General features: G+C 70.3%; 13 protein-coding genes. 10 read left to right on the forward strand and 3 right to left on the reverse strand.

The annotated features are described in order from the left end of the window. Together CEP17_RS08100 and CEP17_RS08105 are read right to left on the reverse strand one after the other, a co-directional pair. Complete coding sequence (locus CEP17_RS08100) at nucleotides 1–2454, reverse strand: glycoside hydrolase family 2 TIM barrel-domain containing protein (RefSeq protein WP_112931891.1); 2454 nt, start codon at nucleotides 2452–2454, stop codon at nucleotides 1–3. After that, nucleotides 2451–3152: a TetR/AcrR family transcriptional regulator gene (locus CEP17_RS08105; protein ID WP_051039444.1), complete on the reverse strand. Its 702-nt coding sequence runs from the start codon at nucleotides 3150–3152 to the stop codon at nucleotides 2451–2453. Before CEP17_RS08105 ends, CEP17_RS08100 begins: the two co-directional genes overlap by 4 nt. A gap of 191 nt (nucleotides 3153–3343) precedes the next feature. On the opposite strand from CEP17_RS08105, the gene CEP17_RS08110 reads away from it, so the two are divergent. The 10 genes from CEP17_RS08110 (at nucleotide 3344) to CEP17_RS08155 (ending at nucleotide 19625) form a co-directional block, all read left to right on the forward strand. After that, nucleotides 3344–4879: an ABC transporter substrate-binding protein gene (locus tag CEP17_RS08110; RefSeq protein ID WP_036316088.1), complete on the forward strand. Its 1536-nt coding sequence runs from the start codon at nucleotides 3344–3346 to the stop codon at nucleotides 4877–4879. A gap of 63 nt (nucleotides 4880–4942) precedes the next feature. Next, nucleotides 4943–5884, forward strand: a complete 942-nt coding sequence (locus tag CEP17_RS08115; protein ID WP_036316087.1) for an ABC transporter permease — start codon at nucleotides 4943–4945, stop codon at nucleotides 5882–5884. After that, nucleotides 5881–7749 carry a dipeptide/oligopeptide/nickel ABC transporter permease/ATP-binding protein gene (locus tag CEP17_RS08120; protein ID WP_112931892.1) on the forward strand — a complete coding sequence of 623 codons (1869 nt, stop codon included), beginning with the start codon at nucleotides 5881–5883 and terminating at the stop codon, nucleotides 7747–7749. Before CEP17_RS08115 ends, CEP17_RS08120 begins: the two co-directional genes overlap by 4 nt. Next, nucleotides 7746–8588 carry an ATP-binding cassette domain-containing protein gene (locus CEP17_RS08125; protein ID WP_112931893.1) on the forward strand — a complete coding sequence of 281 codons (843 nt, stop codon included), beginning with the start codon at nucleotides 7746–7748 and terminating at the stop codon, nucleotides 8586–8588. Before CEP17_RS08120 ends, CEP17_RS08125 begins: the two co-directional genes overlap by 4 nt. Then, a complete protein-coding gene (locus tag CEP17_RS08130; RefSeq protein WP_112931894.1) occupies nucleotides 8585–10099 on the forward strand; it encodes a sulfatase in 1515 nt (504 codons plus the stop codon). Before CEP17_RS08125 ends, CEP17_RS08130 begins: the two co-directional genes overlap by 4 nt. A gap of 35 nt (nucleotides 10100–10134) precedes the next feature. Then, a complete protein-coding gene (locus CEP17_RS08135) occupies nucleotides 10135–12549 on the forward strand; it encodes a glycoside hydrolase family 3 C-terminal domain-containing protein (protein ID WP_239498474.1) in 2415 nt (804 codons plus the stop codon). A gap of 8 nt (nucleotides 12550–12557) precedes the next feature. Then, on the forward strand, nucleotides 12558–13694 hold the full coding sequence (locus CEP17_RS08140) for a serine hydrolase domain-containing protein (RefSeq protein WP_112932907.1): 1137 nt from the start codon (nucleotides 12558–12560) through the stop codon (nucleotides 13692–13694). Then, the gene (locus CEP17_RS08145; RefSeq protein WP_112931896.1) at nucleotides 13691–16471 is read left to right on the forward strand and encodes a family 78 glycoside hydrolase catalytic domain; all 2781 of its coding nucleotides are present in this window, start codon (nucleotides 13691–13693) and stop codon (nucleotides 16469–16471) included. Before CEP17_RS08140 ends, CEP17_RS08145 begins: the two co-directional genes overlap by 4 nt. Nucleotides 16472–16485: 14 nt before the next feature. Continuing rightward, nucleotides 16486–18258 (forward strand): DUF5605 domain-containing protein, encoded by a 1773-nt coding sequence (locus tag CEP17_RS08150; protein WP_112931897.1) that lies wholly within the window; start codon nucleotides 16486–16488, stop codon nucleotides 18256–18258. Then, nucleotides 18255–19625 (forward strand): glycoside hydrolase family 30 protein, encoded by a 1371-nt coding sequence (locus tag CEP17_RS08155; protein ID WP_112931898.1) that lies wholly within the window; start codon nucleotides 18255–18257, stop codon nucleotides 19623–19625. The genes CEP17_RS08150 and CEP17_RS08155 overlap by 4 nt, the downstream gene beginning before the upstream one ends. On the opposite strand, the gene CEP17_RS08160 is transcribed toward CEP17_RS08155, so the two are convergent. Then, the gene (locus tag CEP17_RS08160) at nucleotides 19612–20361 is read right to left on the reverse strand and encodes an FCD domain-containing protein (RefSeq protein ID WP_112932908.1); all 750 of its coding nucleotides are present in this window, start codon (nucleotides 20359–20361) and stop codon (nucleotides 19612–19614) included. The genes CEP17_RS08155 and CEP17_RS08160 overlap by 14 nt on opposite strands. Between the last annotated feature and the right edge of the window lie 68 nt (nucleotides 20362–20429).

Here is a 20429-nt window from a genome sequence, read left to right on the forward strand (position 1 = left end):
TCAGGACGTCCGAGCAGCCGGCGCTTGCGCAACGACCCGCACCGCGGCGGGGCTGTACCCCGGCGCATCGACGGTGACGATGATCTCCCCGCCGCCGGTGGCACGCACCACGGCGAGCGCACGCCCGTCGTGGGTCAGACGCGAGGGTCCCGCGAACGACTCGGTCGTCCGGCCTCGGCTCGAACCGAGCGCGGCGAGTTCGCCGGCGCCGGCCACCGTGACCGTGACCTCCGTGTCGCCATCGCACGCGACGATGCCGTCCGCGTCCGCCAGCTCGATGACGACGTGCGCAAGGCCCCCGTCGGCCGCGATGGTGAGGTCTTCGGCGCGGACACGCAGCGCCGGCGAGCCCGCGCTCGCCAGCTCGGCCCGCCCGATCTCCGCCCCGCCCCGGCGTGCGATCGCGAGAAGCCGGCCCGGCCGATACCGCGTTTCGAATCGGGCGATGAGCGGCCGCGGGTGGCCCACCGGCGCGCGACCGACCACGACCTCGCCGGTCGCGTCGATGAGGCGCAGCTCGACCTCCTCGGCATCCGCGTACACGTCCACCGTCACCGGCGAGCCCGGCTCGACACCCCACGACCACGACGAGACCACGTCGTCCCACGACCACGGCGTCTTCTCGACCGGCCGCCCGTGATGTGCGGGGCGATGCACGGCGATCGCCGGATCGCTGCGAAGACCGAACGCGATCTGACGGTAGTACGAGGCGGGCGTTCGCCGACCCGTGAGGTCGATGTCGCCGCACCGCGCCAGCAACCACGGGAAGGGGCCTGCGGTCCCGGTCGATCGGTAGTCGTCGACGTCCGTGTACTCGACGCGACCGATGCCGGCCTCGCCGACGTAGTCCCATCCCGTCCAGGTGAAGTCCCCGATGACGTGCGGAAGCCTGCGCACCTGATCCCACAGGTCGGCGATCCGATCGGGGAACGTCTCCGACCCCACGATGACCCGCCCCGGGAACAGCTCCGCATCCATCTCGTATCGGGCATCGCCGTAGTTGAAGCCCACCACGTCGAGCACCGCCGCCGACTCCTCCGTCGAACGCGTGATGAGCTCCGACGCGTTCGCGGCGGCCATCTGGGCGCCGAGCCCGGCCATCATCGTGTTCGGGTCGGTCGCTGCGATCTCGCCGAGGATCTCGGGCAGTCGCTGCATGTTGGCGATGACCCCGTTGATGCCGTTCGTGATGTAGCGCGTCGGGTCGAGCCGCCGGAACTCCTCCGCGGTGCGCCGGCTCCAGGTGGCCCCGTGCGGCGTCGCCAGCTCGAGGATCTCGTTGCCGATCGAGTACAAGATCACGCTCGGACGGTTGCGGTCCTTCGCCACGAGGGCCGCCACTGCTGCCTGCCAGCGCGACGCGAACCCGACGGACGCGTCGAACCCGGTCTTGGCATGAGTCCACACGTCGCTGAGCTCATCCATGACGAGCATCCCGTGTCGATCGCACGCGTCGAGCAGGGCGCGCGAGGCCGGGTTGTGTGCACTGCGGATCGCATTGAATCCGGCGTCCTTCAGCAGCCGCACCCGCCGATCCTCGGCATCGGGATGGGTGATCGCACCGAGAGCGCCGTTGTCGTGGTGCACGCACGCTCCGCGCAGATCCACCCCCACACCGTTGATGCGAAGCCCGTGGCGCGCGTCCACCTGCAGGCGGCGGATGCCGAATCTCACCGCATCCGTGTCGACGACCGTGCCGTCGGCGTCTTCCAGGCTGATGCGCACCTCGTGCTGGGCGGGATGATCGGGCGACCACAGCTCGGGACGCGCGACGAACAGGCGCGCCCGTGCCACCGCCTGCTCACGGGGCAGCACGGTCACCGGCGCGTTCGCCTGCACGATGACGGCTCCCGACGGATCGGCGAGATGCCAGTGCACCCGCAGCGTGCGCGTGTGACGCGTGAGGTTCTCCACGATGGTCGTGACCTCGACCATCGTTCGTTCGTCGTCGATGTCGGGGGTCGTCACCGTCGTGCCGTCGAGAGCCAGGTGCACCGGATCGGCCACGATGAGATGCACGGGCCGGTAGATGCCGGCGCCCGTGTACCACCGGCTGTCGCGGTGGGCGCGCGCCTCGACGGTGACCGTGTTGGTCTCGCCGAAGCGCAGGAACGCGTCCGCGGCGACGACGAAGGCCGCGTAGCCGTCGGGCTGATGCGCGGCGAAGTCTCCGTTGATGAACACGACGGCGTCGCGGTACACGCCCTCGAACTCGATCAGCACACTCCGCTCGCGCCAGTCGTCCGGCACCTCGAAGGAGCGTTCGTAGACGAAGACCCCACCCGGGATGTAGCCGGAATGCACACCGCCGTCGTTGTCGGCGGAACGCGGCAGGTCGCGCAGCGCGTCGTGCGGGATGGTGACCGGCACGGCAGCAGCGACGCCCTCACGACTCTCGAAGGCGCCGAGCTTCGGTCCGACCGTCCAGCCGACGTGGAAGGGAACCCGCTTCACGACGTGGGCACCGAGCCGGCGCCCTCGCCGCTCGGGAATGATCCGGCGGCGCGCGCGTCGAGCAACTGCTCGAGTGCGTCGAGGTCGTACCCGCGCACGTAGCCCCGGAAGAACTCTGCCAGGGCATCGGCCATGTCGGTGGAGGTCGGATCCAGCAGCCACTGCACCTGGAGACCGTCCATCATCGCCGTGGTCGCGACGGCCGCGCGATACGGATCGATCTCGCGGATCAGTCGCCCCTCTGCCGCGATCCTCCGGAACGCCGCCGTGATGCTCTCGCGCACGTACTCGTAACGGCGCAGGAAGTACTCGTGCGCCGGGTGGGACGGCGACGTCGCCTCGGCCGACAGCGTGCAGAACAGCTCGATGACACCCGGGATCGACGCGTTGTAGCGCGCGAGCTTCACGAGCGCGCGCAACGTCTCGACGCCGTCGGCGTCGTCGAAGTTCACGATCTGACGCGACTGCTCGTCGCGGTGGTCGAGCACGGCCAGCAGCAGGGTGCTCTTGCTCTTGAAGTGATGCAGCAGTCCCGCTTCGCTCATCCCGACGCGCTGAGCGATCTCTCGCAGCGATCCGGCGCGGTACCCGCCTTGAGCGAAGACCTCCAGCGCGGCGTCGAGAATCGCTCCGCGCGTCACCTCGCTCTTCGCGTACTCGCCGCGCTGGCTGCGCCGCGGTGTGTTCGTGTCGGTCATCGTGACCATCGTGCCCTATCCCGGTCGCCGCGAGTCGGCGCCGATGCCCCCAGTGTGCACGCTCTCATAACAAAAACCTAGCGATCACTCGATATTTGATCCAAAAACCTAGTGCGCACTCGGATTTCCTGCTAGCGTCCCCCGACAGAGCGATCCGCAGGGGTATCGCCCACCCGAGAAAGGGACCAAAGATGTTCCGTTGGAAGGCCACAGCAGCCCTCGCGGTCGTCGCGGCACTCGCACTCACCGGCTGCGCCGGTGGCGGCGAGTCCGGAGGCGAGAGCGGCTCAGGCGGCGCACACGCAGACCGCCTCACACTCATCTCCATCGCCGCACCCACGAGCTACGACATCGGCGCGGGCGCCGAGTGGGGCAACCGCAGCGAGTACTTCGAGGCAGTGTTCGACACCCTCCTGCGACAGGACTCCAAGGGTGAGCTCCAGCCCAACCTGGCGACCGAGTGGTCGTACAACGACGACAAGACCGTCCTCACCCTGACGCTGCGCACCGACGCGAAGTTCACCGACGGCACCCCCGTCGACGCGAAGGCCGTCGTCGCCAGCATGGAGCGCTTCCGCGACGGCACGTCACCGCAGGCGGGCACGATGAAGGGCAACCAGTACGCGGCCACCGACGACCACACCGTCACCATCACGCTGCCGGCGCCGAACCCGGCTCTGCTCAACTCGCTCTCGCTCGCCCAGGGCCTCGTCGCCGCGCCGTCGTCGTTCTCCGACTCCGACGTCGCCACGCGCCCCGTCGGCTCCGGCCCGTACATCCTGGACACCTCGGCGACCGTGACCGGCACGACCTACGTGTACAAGGCGAACCCCGACTACTGGAACAAGGATGCCGTCAAGTACGACAACCTGACCGTCAACGTCATCGACGACACGACCGCCATCCTCAACGCCATCAAGGCCGGCGAGGCGAACGGCGCGAAGATCGCGGACAACACCACGATCAGCGAGGTCGAGGGCTCGGGCTGGTCGATCGCGTCCAACGAACTCGACTTCCAGGGCCTGCTGCTGCTCGACCGCGCCGGCACGATGAACCCGGCGCTCGGCGACGTTCGCGTCCGCCAGGCGATCAACATGGCCTTCGACCGCGAGGCGCTGCTGAAGTCCCTCCAGAGCGGATTCGGCACCGTCACCGAGCAGGTCTTCCCGAAGTCCTCGGTCGCCTACGACCCGGCCCTGGACAGCACCTACGCGTACGACCCGGCCGGCGCCAAGAAGCTCCTCGCCGACGCGGGCTACGCGAGCGGCCTGACCATCAACATGCCGTCGGTGCCCGCCTTCCAGACGTCGTTCGACCTGATCAAGCAGCAGCTGCAGGACATCGGCATCACGGTGCAGTACACGGAAAGCGGCACGGGCAACTTCATCAGCGACATGCTGACCCCGAAGTTCCCCGCCACCTGGATGGCGCTGCAGCAGGACCCCGACTGGCAGCTGATCAACTTCATGATCGCTCCGGGCGCGACCTTCAACCCGTTCAAGGCCGAAGACCCCAAGATCGACGCCTTCATCAAGACGATCCAGTTCGGCAGCACGGACGAGGCCACCCAGGCGCTCAAGGACCTGAACAAGTACCTGGTCGACCAGGCCTGGTTCGCTCCGTTCTTCCGCGTTCAGGGCTCGTTCGCCACCGACGCCAACACGACCGTCGACTTCTGGCCGACGAACGCCTACCCGTCGATCTTCAGCTTCGCGCCGAAGAACTGACCCGCTGCGCTGTCCGCCTGCGCACCCGCAGGCGGACAGCGCCGCTCGAACCCGGAGAGAGCCATGCTCAGCTTCATCCTCAGGCGGATCGCCTCGGGCGTCGTCCTCGTCGCCGTCATCTCCTTCCTCGCCTACGTGCTGCTCTACGCCGCCGGCGGCGACATCGCCCGCCGTATCCTGGGCGAGACCGCGACCGCCGAGACGGTCGCCAAGAAGACCGAGGAGCTCGGGCTGAACCGCCCGCTCCTCGTGCAGTACTGGGACTGGCTGACATCGGCGCTGACGGGAAACCTCGGCCGCAGCTGGTTCAGCGGAGAGCTCGTCAGCGTCAGCGTCTCCGGACGCGTCGGAGTGACCCTCTCGATCGTGATCGGCGCGACGCTGGTCTCGGCCATCCTGTCGGTCGTCCTGGGCGTGCTGGCCGCGCGCCGCGGGGGCTGGATCGACGGACTCGTGCAGTTCCTCTCTCTCATCGGCTTCGCCATTCCCGGCTTCCTCATCGCCCTGGGCCTCGTGCTCGTGTTCGCGATCGAACTGCACTGGTTCAAGGCCACCGGCTTCGTGCCGCTCACGACCTCGTTCGGCGGGTGGGTCGCCTCGGTGACCCTGCCGATCGTCGCGCTCTCCCTCGGCGCGATCGCCACGGTCGCCCAGCAGGTGCGAGGCTCCGTCATCGACGCGATGTCGCGCGACTACGTCCGCACGCTCCGCTCGCGCGGCCTGTCCAGTGCCTCCGTCGTCTACAAGCACGTGCTGCGAAACGCCGGCGGCCCGGCACTGGCCGTGCTCGCCGTGCAGTTCATCGGCCTGCTGGGCGGCGCCGTCATCGTCGAGCAGGTCTTCGCCATCCCCGGCATGGGTCAGCTCACCGTCAAGGCGACGACGCAGGGCGACATCCCCGCTGTCATGGGCCTGGTGATCGTCTTCGCGATCATCGTGGTCATCGTCAACCTCCTGATCGATCTGGCTCAGGCCGCTCTCAACCCGAAGGTGCGTCTGTCATGACCGCTGTCGACGTTCCCAACTCCGTCCCCGTCGCGCCGGTGCGCGTCTCGCTGATGCGCCGGCTCGTGCGCCACCCCCTCGGCCTGGTCTCGCTGGGCTTTCTCGCGCTGGTCATCCTGATCGCGATCATCGGCCCCTTCATCGCTCCGCAGGATCCGAACTACGCCGACATCCGCGCGATCCTCGCCCCTCCCGGCGCCGACCACCTGCTGGGCACCGACAGCGCCGGGCGCGACGTCTTCTCGCGTCTGCTGCTGGCCACCCAGACGAGCATCGCCGCCGCTCTCGTGGCGCTGGTGACCGCGCTGGTGCTCGGCGTCGTGTCGGGTCTGATCGCCGGCTACTACCAGGGCTGGTTCAACACGGTCGCCACGTGGGTGACAGAGCTGAACATGGCCCTGCCGGCGATGGTGGTGCTGCTCGCGGCACGTGCCGCCCTGGGTCCGTCCGTCTGGCTGTCGATGTTCATCTTCGGCATCCTGCTCTCCCCCGGCTCCTTCCGGCTCGTCTTCGCCTCGGTCACCGCCGTACGCGCGGAACTCTACGTGGATGCCGCGCGGGTCTCGGGCCTCAGCGACGCCCGCATCATCGGTCGGCACGTGCTGTCGGTCGTGCGCGCGCCCATCATCATCCAGTCGGCGATCATCGCCGGCATCGCGATCGCGATCCAGTCGGGCCTCGAGTTCCTGGGTCTCGGCGACTCGTCGGTGCCCACGTGGGGCGCCATGCTCAACGACGGTTTCAAGAGCATCTACAAGCAGCCGATGCTCATGCTGTGGCCCTCGCTGGCCATCGCACTCACCTGCATCGCCCTGACCCTGCTCGCCAACGTCATGCGCGACGAACTGGAGCGCACCGTCACCGTGCGCCGCAAGCGCCGGCGCGCGGTGACGACCGCGACCGGATCGATCGCGGCGGTCACCACATCGGTGCGCACCGGCGGCGGCGACCTGGTCGACCTCGACGAGCCGCCCGTGATCGAGAACATCGAGGTGATCGTCCACCCCGAAGACACGCGCAGCAAGGCGAGCGACGCCATCCTGCAGGTGCGCGACCTGCACGTGGGCTACGACCAGCCCGACGGCTCGCACATCGAGGTCGTCCACGGCGTCTCGCTCGACATCCGCCGCGGCGAGGTGCACGGCCTGATCGGAGAGTCGGGTTCGGGCAAGACCCAGACCGCCTTCGCCGTGCTCGGGCTGCTCCCGCGCGGCGGCAGCGTCACCTCCGGCTCGATCGTCTACGAAGGCACCGAGCTGGCCGATGCGTCGGAGCGCGTCTACGCGGGTGTCCGCGGCAAGCGCATCGGCTACATCCCTCAGGAGCCGATGAGCAACCTCGATCCGTCCTTCACGATCGGCAGCCAGCTGGTCGAGCCCCTGCGCAAGAACCTGGGCCTGTCCAAGGCGGAGGCGCGTGAGCGCGCGCTCGGGCTGCTCGAGCGCGTGGGCATCCCGCAGCCGAAGCGCACGTTCGACGCGTACCCGTTCGAGGTCTCCGGTGGCATGGCGCAGCGGGTGCTCATCGCCGGCGCCGTCTCGACCGACCCCGACCTGATCATCGCGGACGAGCCGACCACGGCTCTGGACGTGACGGTGCAGGCCGAGGTGCTGGATCTGCTGCGCGATCTGCAGGCGGAACGCAACATGGCGATGCTGCTCGTGACGCACAACTTCGGCGTCGTCGCCGACCTGTGCGACCGCGTGACGGTCATGCAGAACGGGCTCTTCGTCGAGCAGGGCCCCGTGCGCGCCATCTTCAACGATGCGCGACACCCCTACACGAAGACGCTGCTCGACGCGATCCTCGACGAGGGTCCGGCCCGCGGGCCCCTCACCCCTGCCACGAACGGAGCCGGAGCATGAGCGCGTCACTGCTGGAGGTCACCGACCTCGTCGTCGAGTATCCGGGCAAGGGGTTCCGGGCCGAGCCCTTCCGCGCACTGAAGGGCGTCTCACTCGACATCAAGCCGGGCGAGACGGTGGGCCTGGTCGGCGAGTCCGGCTCGGGAAAGACGACACTCGGGCGCGCCGCACTGGGCCTGGCTCCCGTCACCGCCGGAACGATCCGCTTCGACGGCCAGGACATCTCGCACCTGAGCCGGCGCGAGCGCCGTGCGCTCAGCTCGCAGATCCAGGTGGTGTTCCAGGACCCGTACTCGTCGCTGAACCCGTCGATGACCGTCGAGCAGATCCTCACCGAGCCCCTCACCGTCGCCGGTGTCGGATCTGCCGAGGCGAAGACGCGCGTACGCGATCTGCTCGACCAGGTGGGCCTTCCCGCCGATGCGCGCAGTCGCCTTCCCCGCGAGTTCTCCGGCGGCCAGCGCCAGCGCGTCGCCATCGCCCGCGCCCTCGCGCTGAGCCCGCGGCTGATCGTGTGCGATGAGCCGGTCTCCGCACTGGACCTGTCCACGCAGGCGCGCGTCCTGGATCTGTTCATCGAGATCCAGGAGCGGACGGGCGTCGCCTACCTGTTCGTGACGCACGACCTGGCCGTGGTCCGCCACGTCAGCCACCGGGTGGCCGTCATGTACCGCGGCGAGATCGTGGAGTCCGGCGACGGCGACCAGGTCACCTCGCGTCCGCAGCATCCGTACACGCAGCGTCTGTTCATGGCCGCGCCCGTCCCCGATCCCGACAAGCAGGAGGAGCGCCGCGCCGCCCGCCGCGCGATCCTCACCGCGGAGGCTGCCGCACGATGAGTCGCCCGAACATCGTCTTCGTGATGTCGGACGACCACGCCGCCCATGCGATCTCGGCCTACGGCAGCACGGTCAACGCGACGCCGCACCTGGACCGACTGGCACAGGAGGGGGTGCGCATGGATGCCGTGTACTGCACGAACTCCATCTGCAGCCCGTCGCGGGCCACGATCCTGACCGGGACCTACAGCCACATCAACGGCGTCTCCTCGATCTGGACCGAGATGGACTACCGGGTGCCGACGTTCATCGATGTGCTCCACGGCGCCGGATACCGCACCGCGATGTTCGGCAAGTGGCATCTCGGCGAGCACGGCAACGCGCTGCCACGCGGGTTCGACGCATGGAAGATCTTCCCCGGCCAGGGCGACTACGTCGACCCGGAGATGATCGACGAGAACGGCAGCGGGCCGGTCCCCGGCTACGCGACGGACATCGTCACGGACCTCGCGATCGACTGGATCGACGAGGTCACCACGAGTGGTGATGAACCGTTCTGCATGATGGTCCACCACAAGGCGCCGCACCGGCCGTGGGTTCCGGACGAGAAGCACCGCCACCTCTACGCGGACGGCACGATCCCCGAGCCCGACACGTTCTTCGACGACCACGCGACGCGCAGCAAGGCCGTGCAGGGCGTGCGTATGACGATCGCCGACGACATGGGGGCGGACGACCTGAAGGAAGAGGTGCCGGCGCACCTTCGCGGCCCCGAGAACCGCGAAGCGCGCATGCGCTGGAAGTACCAGATCTACATGCGCGATTATCTGCAGTGCGTGCAGTCCATCGACGACAACGTGGGCAGGCTGCTCGACCACCTCGCCGAGCGCGGGCTCGCCGAGAACACGATGGTCGTCTACACGTCCGACCAGGGGTTCTTCCTCGGCGATCACGGCTGGTTCGACAAGCGCCTCATGTTCGACGAGTCGCTGCAGATGCCCATGCTCATCCGCTGGCCGGCCGAGATCCCGGCCGCGAGCCGCTGCGCGGGCATCGTCACCAACGTCGATTTCGCCGCGACCTTCCTGGACGTGTGCGGGATCGACGCGGCATCCGCTCTGCCCACCTCGCAGGGTCGCAGCTTCCGCCCGCTGCTGCGCGGCGAAGAGGTGGAGGACTGGCCGGAGGCCGCCTACTACCGCTATTGGGAGCACGACGACCCCATCCACGCCGCTCCCGCGCACTACGGCATCCGCACCGCGACGCACAAGCTCATCCACTACTACGGGGTCGGCATGGGCGTGCCCGGTGCCTCGGAGGCCGAGTTCGAGCCCGAATGGGAGCTGTACGACCTCGTCGCCGATCCGGCCGAGCTGCGCAACGTGGCCGACGATCCCGCGTACGCGGAGGTGCGCGCCCAGCTCGAGCAGACCCTTCGCGAGTACCAGGACCACTATCGCGACCTGCCCTACACCGGCCCCGACACCCCCCGACCGGACTGGGGGCCGTACGACCACGAGCTGCTGGCGCGCGTCGAGCAGTACGTCACCCAGATCCGCGCATCCTCCTGATGACCGCGACCACCCCCACCCCCGGAAGGACCTCCATGACCGCCGCCGCCGACCACCTGCGCCCCCTGCTCGAGAAGCTGACGCTCGAGCAGAAGGCCGCTCTCGTCCAGGGCGCCGACTTCTGGACGACGGTGCCGCTGCCGGAGATCGGTCTGCGCGCGATGACGCTCTCGGATGGGCCCGCCGGCGTGCGCGGTCCCCGCTGGGATGAGCGCGAGCCGTCGCTGAACCTCCCGTCCGGCTCGGCGCTGGCCGCCTCGTGGGATGCCGGACTGGCGTACCGTTACGGCGCCGCGGCGGCCGCCGAAGCACGGGCCAAGAACGTCGACGTCGTGCTCGGTCCGACCATCAACCTGCACCGCAGCCCCCTCGGCGGACGCCACTTCGAGTGCTTCAGCGAAGATCCCCAGCTGTCGGGCGAGCTGGCTGCGGCGTACGTCGCGGGCATGCAGGAGCGCGGCGTCGCGGCGTGCCCCAAGCACTACGTCGCGAACGATTCCGAGACCGACCGCTTCACGGTGGATGTCCGCGTCGACGACCGCGCGCTGCGCGAGCTGTATCTCGCGCCGTTCGAGCGGGCCGTCACCGACGCGCACGCGTGGACCATCATGAGCTCGTACAACTCCGTCGACGGCGTGACCATGACCGAGAACGACCTGCTCGAGACGCCCCTGAACACCGACTGGGGCTTCGACGGCGTCGTGATCAGCGACTGGACCGCCGTGCGTTCGCTCGACGCGGTCGCCGCCGCGCAGGACCTCGCCATGCCCGGCCCGGCTCCCGCCTGGGCCGAACTCACCGAGGCCGTCCGCGACGGGCGTGTCCAGGAGGCCGACCTCGACCGCAAGGTGCTGCGTCTGCTGCTGCTGGCCGAGCGCGTCGGCGCCCTGGGCGACAGCGCTCCGGCGGCGACCGATGAGATCGACGGCCCGGCCTTCGCACGCGAGGCGGCCGTGGCGGGGACCGTGCTGCTGCGCAACGACGGCACCCTGCCGCTGAACCCGGCGTCCCTCCGGTCGGTGGCCGTCATCGGCCAGAATGCCCGTGATGCCCGCACACAGGGAGGCGGCAGCGCGACCGTCGTCCCCGCGCACGTCGTCTCGCCGCTGGACGGGCTGCGCGCCGCCCTGCCCGGCGTGGAGGTCTCCTACGAGCTCGGCGCGCTCGTGCAGGAAGGCGTCGCCGAGATTCCTCTCGCCCAGCTGCAGAACCCCGTCACCGGAGAGCCGGGACTGCGGGTGCGCTTCTTGGATGCCGAGGGCACCGAGCTCTTCGCCGAAGATCGCCGGTCGACGGCGCTCGTCTGGTTCGGCGGGGACGCCCCCATCGAGGCGAGCCGCACCGTCATCTTCGAGACGCGGTTCACGCCCGACGAATCCGGCACGATCGAGCTGGGCTTCGCCGGTGCCAACCACGGGCGCCTCTACGTCGACGACGAGCTGGTGCTCGACGACAGCCCCGTCATCGAGGGCACCGACCTCGGCGCCGCGTTCCTGAACCCGCCGTCGCTGACGACCGCTGTCGCCGTGGAGGCGAGCGTGGCGCGCACGGTCCGCGTCGAGTTCTCGCGCGAAGCGGCGGGCGCCCTCGCCGGTGCGCTCAGCGCCACGGTCGGCATCGCCCCCGAGCGCACGCCCGATGCCGAGTTGATCGCCCGGGCGGCGCATGCCGCGGCATCCGCCGATGTCGCCGTCGTGGTCGTCGGGACGAACTCTCGCGTCGAGTCCGAGGGCTACGACCGCACGAGCCTGGACCTCCCCGGCGCGCAGGACGAGCTCGTGCGGGCCGTCGCGGCGACCGGCACCCCGACCGTCGTCGTGGTCAACGCGGGCTCGCCCGTCGTCCTGCCCTGGGCCGACGAGGTCGCCGCCGTCGTGCAGGGCTACTTCGGCGGCCAGGAGTTCGGCCACGCGATCGCCGACATCCTCACGGGCGCCCAGGAGCCCGGGGGGCGCCTGCCCACCACCTGGCCGGCCGCACTGGCCGACGTCCCCGTCACGGATGTGACCCCGCAGGACGGAGTGCTGCGCTACACCGAGGGCATCCACATCGGCTACCGCGCGTGGTTGAAGGACGACGCGACTCCCGCCTTCCCGTTCGGCCACGGACTCGGCTACACGACGTGGTCGTGGGACGATGCGCGCCGCGAGGGCGGCGAGGTCGCGGTGACGGTCACCAACACCGGCGCGCGCTCCGGCAAGCAGGTGGTGCAGGTGTACGCCGAACGGCCGGGCTCGGCGATCGAGCGCCCCGAGCGCTGGCTCGTCGGATTCGCGACCGTCCGCGTAGACGCCGGCGCATCCGCGACCGTCTCGATCGGCCTTCCCGAGCGACGCCTGGCCCACTGGAGCGGTGAGCACTGGAGCGTCGAGGCCGGCACGTATGCGCTGCGCATCGGCTCCTCCGTCGCAGAGCTGCCGCTCTCGCTCGCCTGGGAGGTGTCGGAGTGATGACGACGATGTCGCCGGTGAACGCGATCCACCTGCAGGGCGCGGCCGACGCGCGCCTGGCCGCGGTGGTCGACCGTCTCGACGGATTCCTGCGCGAAGACGACGACCTCTCCTTCCAGGTCGCGGCCTTCCACCGCGGCGTGCCGGTGCTCGACGCGTGGGGCGGCCCGCACCTGACGGGCACGTCCGTGCTGATCCCGTTCTCGGTCACCAAGAACACGATCGGACTGTCGGTGGGCCTGCTCCTGGAACGCGGTCTCATCGATCTCGATGAGCGCGTCGCGCACTACTGGCCCGAATTCGCCGCGAAGGGGAAGGATGCCGTCACGGTGCGCCAGCTGCTCTCGCACCAGGCGGGGCTTCCGCAGGCGACCACAGCGCTGACGTGGGACGAGCTCTGGGACCACCACGCGGCGGCCGCGCGCCTCGCCGACACCCGGCCGTACTGGTACCCGGGCAGCGCGTTCGGCTACCACGCGATCACGATCGGCAGCCTGGGCGACGAGCTGGTGTACCGCGTGACGGGGCGAACCCTGCACGAGTTCTACGAGGATGAGATCCGCGCCCCGCACGACGTCGACTTCTACCTCGGTCTGCCGGAGGACCAGGAGCACCGGTTCGCGCCGCTGCGCCCGATGATCCGTCCCGTATCGGCGACGGGCACTCCGCAGTTCTCGGCGCTGGGCCCGGTGGTCTTCGGCGCCCTCAGCCGCGACATCGACCACACCAACTCGCCCCGCAACTACCGGTACGGCCATGCCGCCACCGCGGGCACGGGCACCGCGCGGGGGCTCGCACGCCTCTTCGCCGCCGCGGTCACGGGCGTCGACGGTCGCGCCCCGTTCCTGTCGGCCGACACCGTCGAGCAGATCGGCCAGCAGCAGATCCGTGGCTACGACGAGGTGCTCCACCAGCACGACCGGGCCCACGCGATCGTCTTCCAGAAGCCGTCGCAGCAACTCTCCTTCGGCGGTCCCCGCGCGTTCGGTCACGACGGCGCGGCCGGTGCGCTCGCCTGCGCCGACCCCGACACCGGGATCACTTTCGCCTGGACGATCGTCCGCGGACCGTGGCCCGGCGGGGCCGACCCGCGCGCCGTCGCCCTGGCGCGCGAGCTCGGCGTGCTTCTGGAAGCGACAGCATGACCGCGGTCATCACGAGCCTGCGCGCGGAGCTGCGCCACGACAGCGCCGTGGTCGCCACGGCGACCCCTCGCCTGAGCTGGGTGGTCGGCGGCGACATCACCGGCTGGCACCAGGCGAGCGCGGAGCTCAGCGACGGGGAGATCACGCTCACCCTGGACGACGGCGAGAGTGCCCTCGCTCCCTGGCCGTTTCGCCCTCTGGCACCCGGTGAGAGCCGATCGGTGCGGGTGCGAGCGCACAGCACCGATGGACGATCGACGAGGTGGAGCGATGCGCTCGTCGTCGAGGCGGGCTTCCTCGCCGACGACGAGTGGGTCGCCCTCCCGGTCGGCCTGGCCGACCCGTCGCGCGCAGCGCAGCCCGCCGCGGTGCGCACCCGTTTCATGATCGAGCGCGAAGTCACGCGCGCCGTCCTCTTCTGGACCGCGCTGGGCGTGGCCGAACCGACCGTCAACGGCGCCCCGGTGAGCGACGATGTGCTCTCGCCCGGATGGACCGCCTACCGCGACCGGCTCGTGCACGAGAGCGTCGACGTCACCGCCCTCCTGCGTGACGGCGAGAACGAGCTCGCGGCGACGATCGCGGGCGCCTGGTACACGGAGAAGTACGGCTTCTTCACCTTCACCGACCGCGTCTACGGTGATCAGCCCTCGTGGCTGGCCCAGCTGCGCGTGACGTACGCAGACGGCACGAGCGCGACCCTCGCGGCCACCGGCCCCGGCTGGGAGGCGACGGGCGACGGGCCCGTCGTCGACAGCGGCATCTACGCGGGCGAACACCAAGACCTGCGCCGGAGCCTCGACGACGCGGTGTGGACGTCGGCGCGCGTCGGCGCGGCGGCGCGGCCCGGCTACGAGAACGTCCCCGTCCCCGAGGCGCGGATCGCTCCGCCCGTACGCCGCATCGAGACGCTGCCGGTCGCGGAGGTTCTCGCCTCGCCCTCCGGCGCCACGATCCTCGACTTCGGCCAGAATCTGGTCGGGCGCCTGCGCATCCGCGCGCGAGGAGCGGCCGGCACCCGCATCGTCATCCGTCATGCCGAAGTGCTCGATGCGGGTGAGCTGGCTCTTCGCCCCCTGCGCAACGCCGCGGCGACGGCGACGTTCGATCTCTCGGGCGGCGACGACGTGCTGGAGTCGCGTTTCAGCTTCTACGGCTTCCGCTACGCGCAGATCACCGGACTCGACGTCGACCCCGCGGACATCGAGGCCGTGGTGCTGCACTCCGACCTCGCCCGGACCGGATGGTTCTCGGCATCCGACCCGCTCGTGGAGAAGCTGCACGAGAACGTGCGCTGGGGCATGCGCGGCAACTTCCTGTCGATTCCCACCGACTGTCCGCAGCGCGACGAGCGCCTGGGCTGGACGGGCGACATCCAGGTGTTCGCGCCGACCGCGACGTTCCTCTACGACTGCGACGGTTTCCTGACCTCGTGGCTGCGCGACCTGGCGCACGAGCAGAACCGCGACGGCGGGATCGTTCCGGTCGTCGTCCCCGCAGCGCTGCCGTCGTTCGCGGGCGGCGGACCGGTCGCCGCGTGGGGTGACGCCGCAACGGTCGTGCCGAGCGTGCTGTGGGAGCGCTTCGGCGACCGTGACGTGCTCGCCGCGCAGTATCCGAGCATGCGTGCGTGGGTAGAGGCGGTGCGCCGCGATGCGGGCGACTCAGGCCTGTGGGCCGGCCGTATGCAGCTCGGCGACTGGCTCGACCCCGCCGCCCCGCCGGACAAGCCCGGCAAGGCGAAGGTCGACGCCGACATCGTCGCCAGCGCCTACTTCGCCCGGTCGCTGCGCCAGGTCGCTGATGCCGCAGCGCTGCTCGGACACGACGAGGATGCCGAGACCTACGGAACCCTCGCCGAGGCCGCGCGCCGCGCGTTCACCGCGGAGTACGTCACCCCGGCAGGACGCATGATGAGCGATGCTCCGACCGCCTACGCCCTCGCGCTGCAGTTCGACCTCGTCGTCGACGCCGACACCCGCGCCGCCCTCGGTCGCCGCCTGGCGGCACTGGTCCGCGAGGGCGGATACCGCATCGGCACCGGCTTCGTCGGCACACCGCTGGTCGCCGACGCACTGACCGCCACCGGTCACGTGGATGCCGCCGAGCGCCTGCTGCTGCAGACGCAGTGCCCGTCGTGGCTGTATCCGATCACGCAGGGCGCGACGACGGTGTGGGAGCGGTGGGACTCGCTGCTGCCGGACGGGTCGGTCAATCCCGGCGAGATGACCTCGTTCAACCACTACGCGCTCGGCGCGGTCGCCGACTGGCTGCACCGCTCGGTCGCAGGGCTCGCGCCGGCCGCGCCCGGCTATCGACGCCTGCGCATCGCGCCGCGCCCCCTCTCGGCGCTCACGCGCGCGTCGGCGCGGCACCTGACCCCCTACGGCGAGGCTGCCGTCTCCTGGCGCCGCGACGGCGACAGCATCGTCGTGACCGCGACCGTACCGGCGAACACCACTGCCGACGTGGATCTGCCCGGCATCGCCGCGACCGTCGGGCCCGGTTCGCACGAGTGGCGCGTCGCTGCGGCGGCCGGTGCGCAGCGACCCGAACTGCCCGGACTCGACGCCGATCTCGCCGCCGTCATCGACGATCCGCGCGCCTACCGCGCGCTGCTCGACACGCTGGCCGACGTCGCGCCCGAGCGCGTCGACGCTGTCCGCGAGGAGACGACGTGGGCGGCGGGTCGTCCGCTCGTGTCCGCCCTGATGTTCACGCCGCCGCCGGTGCTCGCCGCCGTCGACCACGCGATCCGTGCGGCGACGACCGCCTGATACCGAGGAGTTCTATGTTCGACCGCGCCAGTACGTTCGGCGAGACGCTCGACAGCCCCGCCGGCCGGGCGGTGCTCGAGAAGCACTTGCCCGGCATCGCCGCCTCTCCCATGGCGCAGCAATTCCGCAGCGCCCGCCTCGGCCAGCTCGTCGCGCTCGTTCCGGAGTTGGAGGAGCCGGCCGCCCGCGACGCGCTCTGGGCTGCGCTCGCCCAGGTCGGTGACGGCACCGCCCGCGCCCCCTACCCCACGGCGATCGCTCCCGACCCGGCTTACGAGGCCGACGAGGTCGCCCCCGCCTCGGCGACGTTCGCCCCCGCCCCGACGGCGCGGCAGTGGGACCCCCTCGAGGTGCGCCTCGTCGGCCCGTCGCACGGCAACCCCTTCGTCGACGTGGAACTGGACGCCCTGTTCACCCGACCGGACGGCAGCGTCGTGCGCGTCGGCGGGTTCTACGACGGCGACGGTGTGTACGTCGTCCGGGCTCTCGCGGATGCCGAGGGCACCTGGCGCTTCCGCACCCGCTCCACGGCCCGGTCGCTCGACGGCATCGCCGGCACCGTGGACGTCGCTCCCGCTCCCGTCGACGCGCACGGCCCGGTGCGCGTCGACGGGTTCCACTTCCGCCATGCGGACGGCACCCGCCATCGGCCGCTGGGAACGACCGCGTACGCGTGGACGCACCAGAGCGAGGCGCGTCAGCAGCAGACTCTCGCCACCCTCGCCGCGTCGCCGTTCACCAAGCTGCGGATGTGCGTGTTCCCCAAGTCGTACCTCTACAACGCGAACGAACCGATCGACTTCCCCTTCGTCGGCTCGCTGGAGACCGGTTTCGACCTCACCCGGTTCGACCCCGCGCACTTCCGCCGTCTCGAGCAGCGCATCCGCGATCTGGCGGAGCTCGGCATCCAAGCCGATCTCATCCTCTTCCACGCCTACGACCGGTGGGGCTTCTCGGACCTCGGCCCCGCGGTCGACGAACGCTACCTGCGTTACGTCGTGCGCCGCCTGTCCGGCTACGCGAACGTCTGGTGGTCGATGGCGAACGAGTACGACCTCATGTGGTCGAAGGATCTCGACGACTGGGAGCGCCTCGCGGCGATCGTCGGCGAGGAGGATCCGTTCGGACACCTCAACTCCATCCACAACTGTCGTCCGTTCTACGACTACGACCGCCCGTGGATCACGCACGTCTCGATCCAGCGAGTGGACGTCTACCGCACGGCCGAGAACACCGATCAGTGGCGGGAGCGCTGGGGCAAGCCGGTCGTCATCGACGAGTGCGCCTACGAGGGCGACATCGACCAGGGTTGGGGCAACATCACCGGCGAGGAGATGACCCGACGCTTCTGGGAGGGCGCCGTGCGCGGCGGCTACGTCGGACACGGCGAGACCTACTATCCGCCTGCTCTGGACGCCCCCGGGGATGCCGACGACGACGAGGTCCTGTGGTGGTCGAAGGGCGGCGCGCTGCACGGCACCTCGCCCGCCCGGATCGCCTTCCTCGAGCGGCTGCTCGCCGAGGCGCCCGACGGCGTCTGGGACCCGCTGCCCGGCGACTGGGACGTTCCGTGGGGCGGAACCGGCGACGTACGGGTGGCCTACTTCGGCTTCAACCGTCCGCGCTTTCGCAACGTCCTCCTGGGCGACGGCCGCTGGCGCGTCGAGGTGATCGACACGTGGAACATGACCGTCGAAGAGGTGTCCGGAACGCACACGGGGCAGGTGCGCGTCGATCTTCCGGGCCGCCAGTACATGGCCGTGCGTCTGACGAGGGTCGCGGCATGAGCGCACCGCGCTGGATCGTCAGCACCGCGGATGCCGTGTGGCAGACGCGGGAGGCGGCGGCGCTGACGGGCCCGTCGGCCATGCCTGACGTGGTCGTCGCCGTGGACGATCCGCAGCAGGAGATCGAGGGCTTCGGCGCCTGCTTCAACGAGCTGGGCTGGCAGGCTCTCGACCTGCTCACCGAGACCGAACGCACCGGCATCCTCCGCGAGCTGTTCGCCCCCGGCGTGGGCGCCTCGTTCGGCATCTGCCGCATGCCGATCGGCGCGAACGACTTCTCCCGCGACTGGTACTCCTACGACGAGACCCCGGGCGACCTGGGTCTCGCCCACTTCGATCTGTCGCACGACGACGACACCCTCGTGCCGTTCATCCGCGCCGCGCGCACGCATCGCCCCGACCTCGTCCTGTGGGCCTCTCCGTGGAGTCCGCCCACGTGGATGAAGCGCAACGGGCACTACGCCGGGGCCCTTCCGCACCCCTTCTTCGGCGACGTCGACAACGGGCTGCGACCCGACCAGGTCGGCGCCGAGGGCACGGACATGTTCCGCGTCGACGAGGAGCACCTCGCGGCCTACGCGGCATACTTCGGCAGGTTCGTCGACGGCTACGCCGAGCGCGGCATCCGGGTGTCGATGGTCATGCCGCAGAACGAGTTCAACTCGGCACAGGTCTTTCCGAGCTGCACGTGGACGCCGTCAGGGCTGTCGGCGTTCCTGCGTCACCTCGGCCCAGAGATGGCCGCGCGCGGCGTCGAGGTCTTCCTGGGAACGCTCGAGCGCGCGGACGACCGACTCATCGAGGGCGTCCTCGCCGACCCGGAGGCCGCCGCCGTCGTGTCCGGTGTCGGCCTGCAGTGGGCGGGCAAAGGGGCGGTCGCCGCCGTGCACCGCCTGCACCCGGAGCTGCGGATCTATCAGAGCGAGCAGGAGTGCGGCGACGGACGCAACGACTGGCGTCACGCGCGCTACGCGTGGCGGCTCATGAAGCACTTCCTCGGCAACGGCACCAACGCCTACCAGTACTGGAACATCGCCCTGCAGGAGGGCGGCCGCAGTCGCTGGGGCTGGACGCAGAACTCGCTCGTCGTGGTCGATCCCGACACCCGCACCTTCCGCTACACGCCCGACTACCTGGTGCTCAAGCACGTCAGCGCCTTCGTCGCCCCCGGCGCCCGTGTGCTGCCGACCTGGTGCGTCGCCGGTCACGACAATCAGCTGGTGTTCCGAAACCCCGACGGCTCGCTCGTCGTCGTGCTGCACAACGAGCTCGACGAGGTCATGCCGATCAGCCTGCTGCTCGGTGCTGAGGTGCTGTCGCTGGAGCTTCCGGCGGCGTCGTTCAGCACCGTCGTCATCGCGCCCTGAGGCGACCGGAGTCCTCCGACAGCCGGCGCGACGCCGTGGCCATGTGCGCCGCCATCGCCGAGGCGGCGAGGTCGGCGTCACCGGCGTCGACGGCGGCACGCACCGCCGCATGCTCCTCGATCGCGAGTTCCGCCGCGGCGGCATCGTGCACCGCACGATCCGCGTAGACCTGCAGCAGCGAGCGGACGACGTGCAGCAGATCGACGAGCGTGTCGTTGCCGGCGGCCGCGGCGAGCGTCTCGTGGAACTCGGCATCAGCCCGGGCGAAGGCCGTCAGCTCGGCGGTGGTCTCGCGCATGCGAGCGACGGATGCCGCGAGCGCCGCGCGCTGGTCGGCACTCGCGCGACCGGCGGCCAGGCGCGCGACATAGATCTCGAGCCCCGAGCGCAGCTCGAGCATCTCATCGGTGTTCTTCTGCCCGATCAGCAGTCCCCACCGGAGCGTCTGCGGCAGCAGGTCGCTCGCGGTGCCGCGAAGGTACGTGCCGGAGCCGGCGCGCACGTCCACGATGCCGAGGATCTCGAGCGCGGCGAGCGCTTCGCGAACCGCGGAGCGCCCGACATTCAGCGTCGTCGCCAGCTGACGCTCCGGAGGAAGCCGTGTGCCGGGCTCGAGCGAGCCGCCGGTGAAGAGATCCATCAGACGACGGGCGACCTGCGACACCGGCGAGCCGGTGGGCAGCACCTCCAACGCCGCCGCGATCTCGGCGGAGCGGTCGTCGGGGTAAGCGGGCACGGGTCCAACATACGGCAGCACCGCCGTCCCCTCCCACGATTGGTCAACCGGTTCTTGCAATTGGTCAA

This window comes from Microbacterium sp. PM5 (assembly GCF_003293595.1).
Taxonomy (GTDB): domain Bacteria; phylum Actinomycetota; class Actinomycetes; order Actinomycetales; family Microbacteriaceae; genus Microbacterium.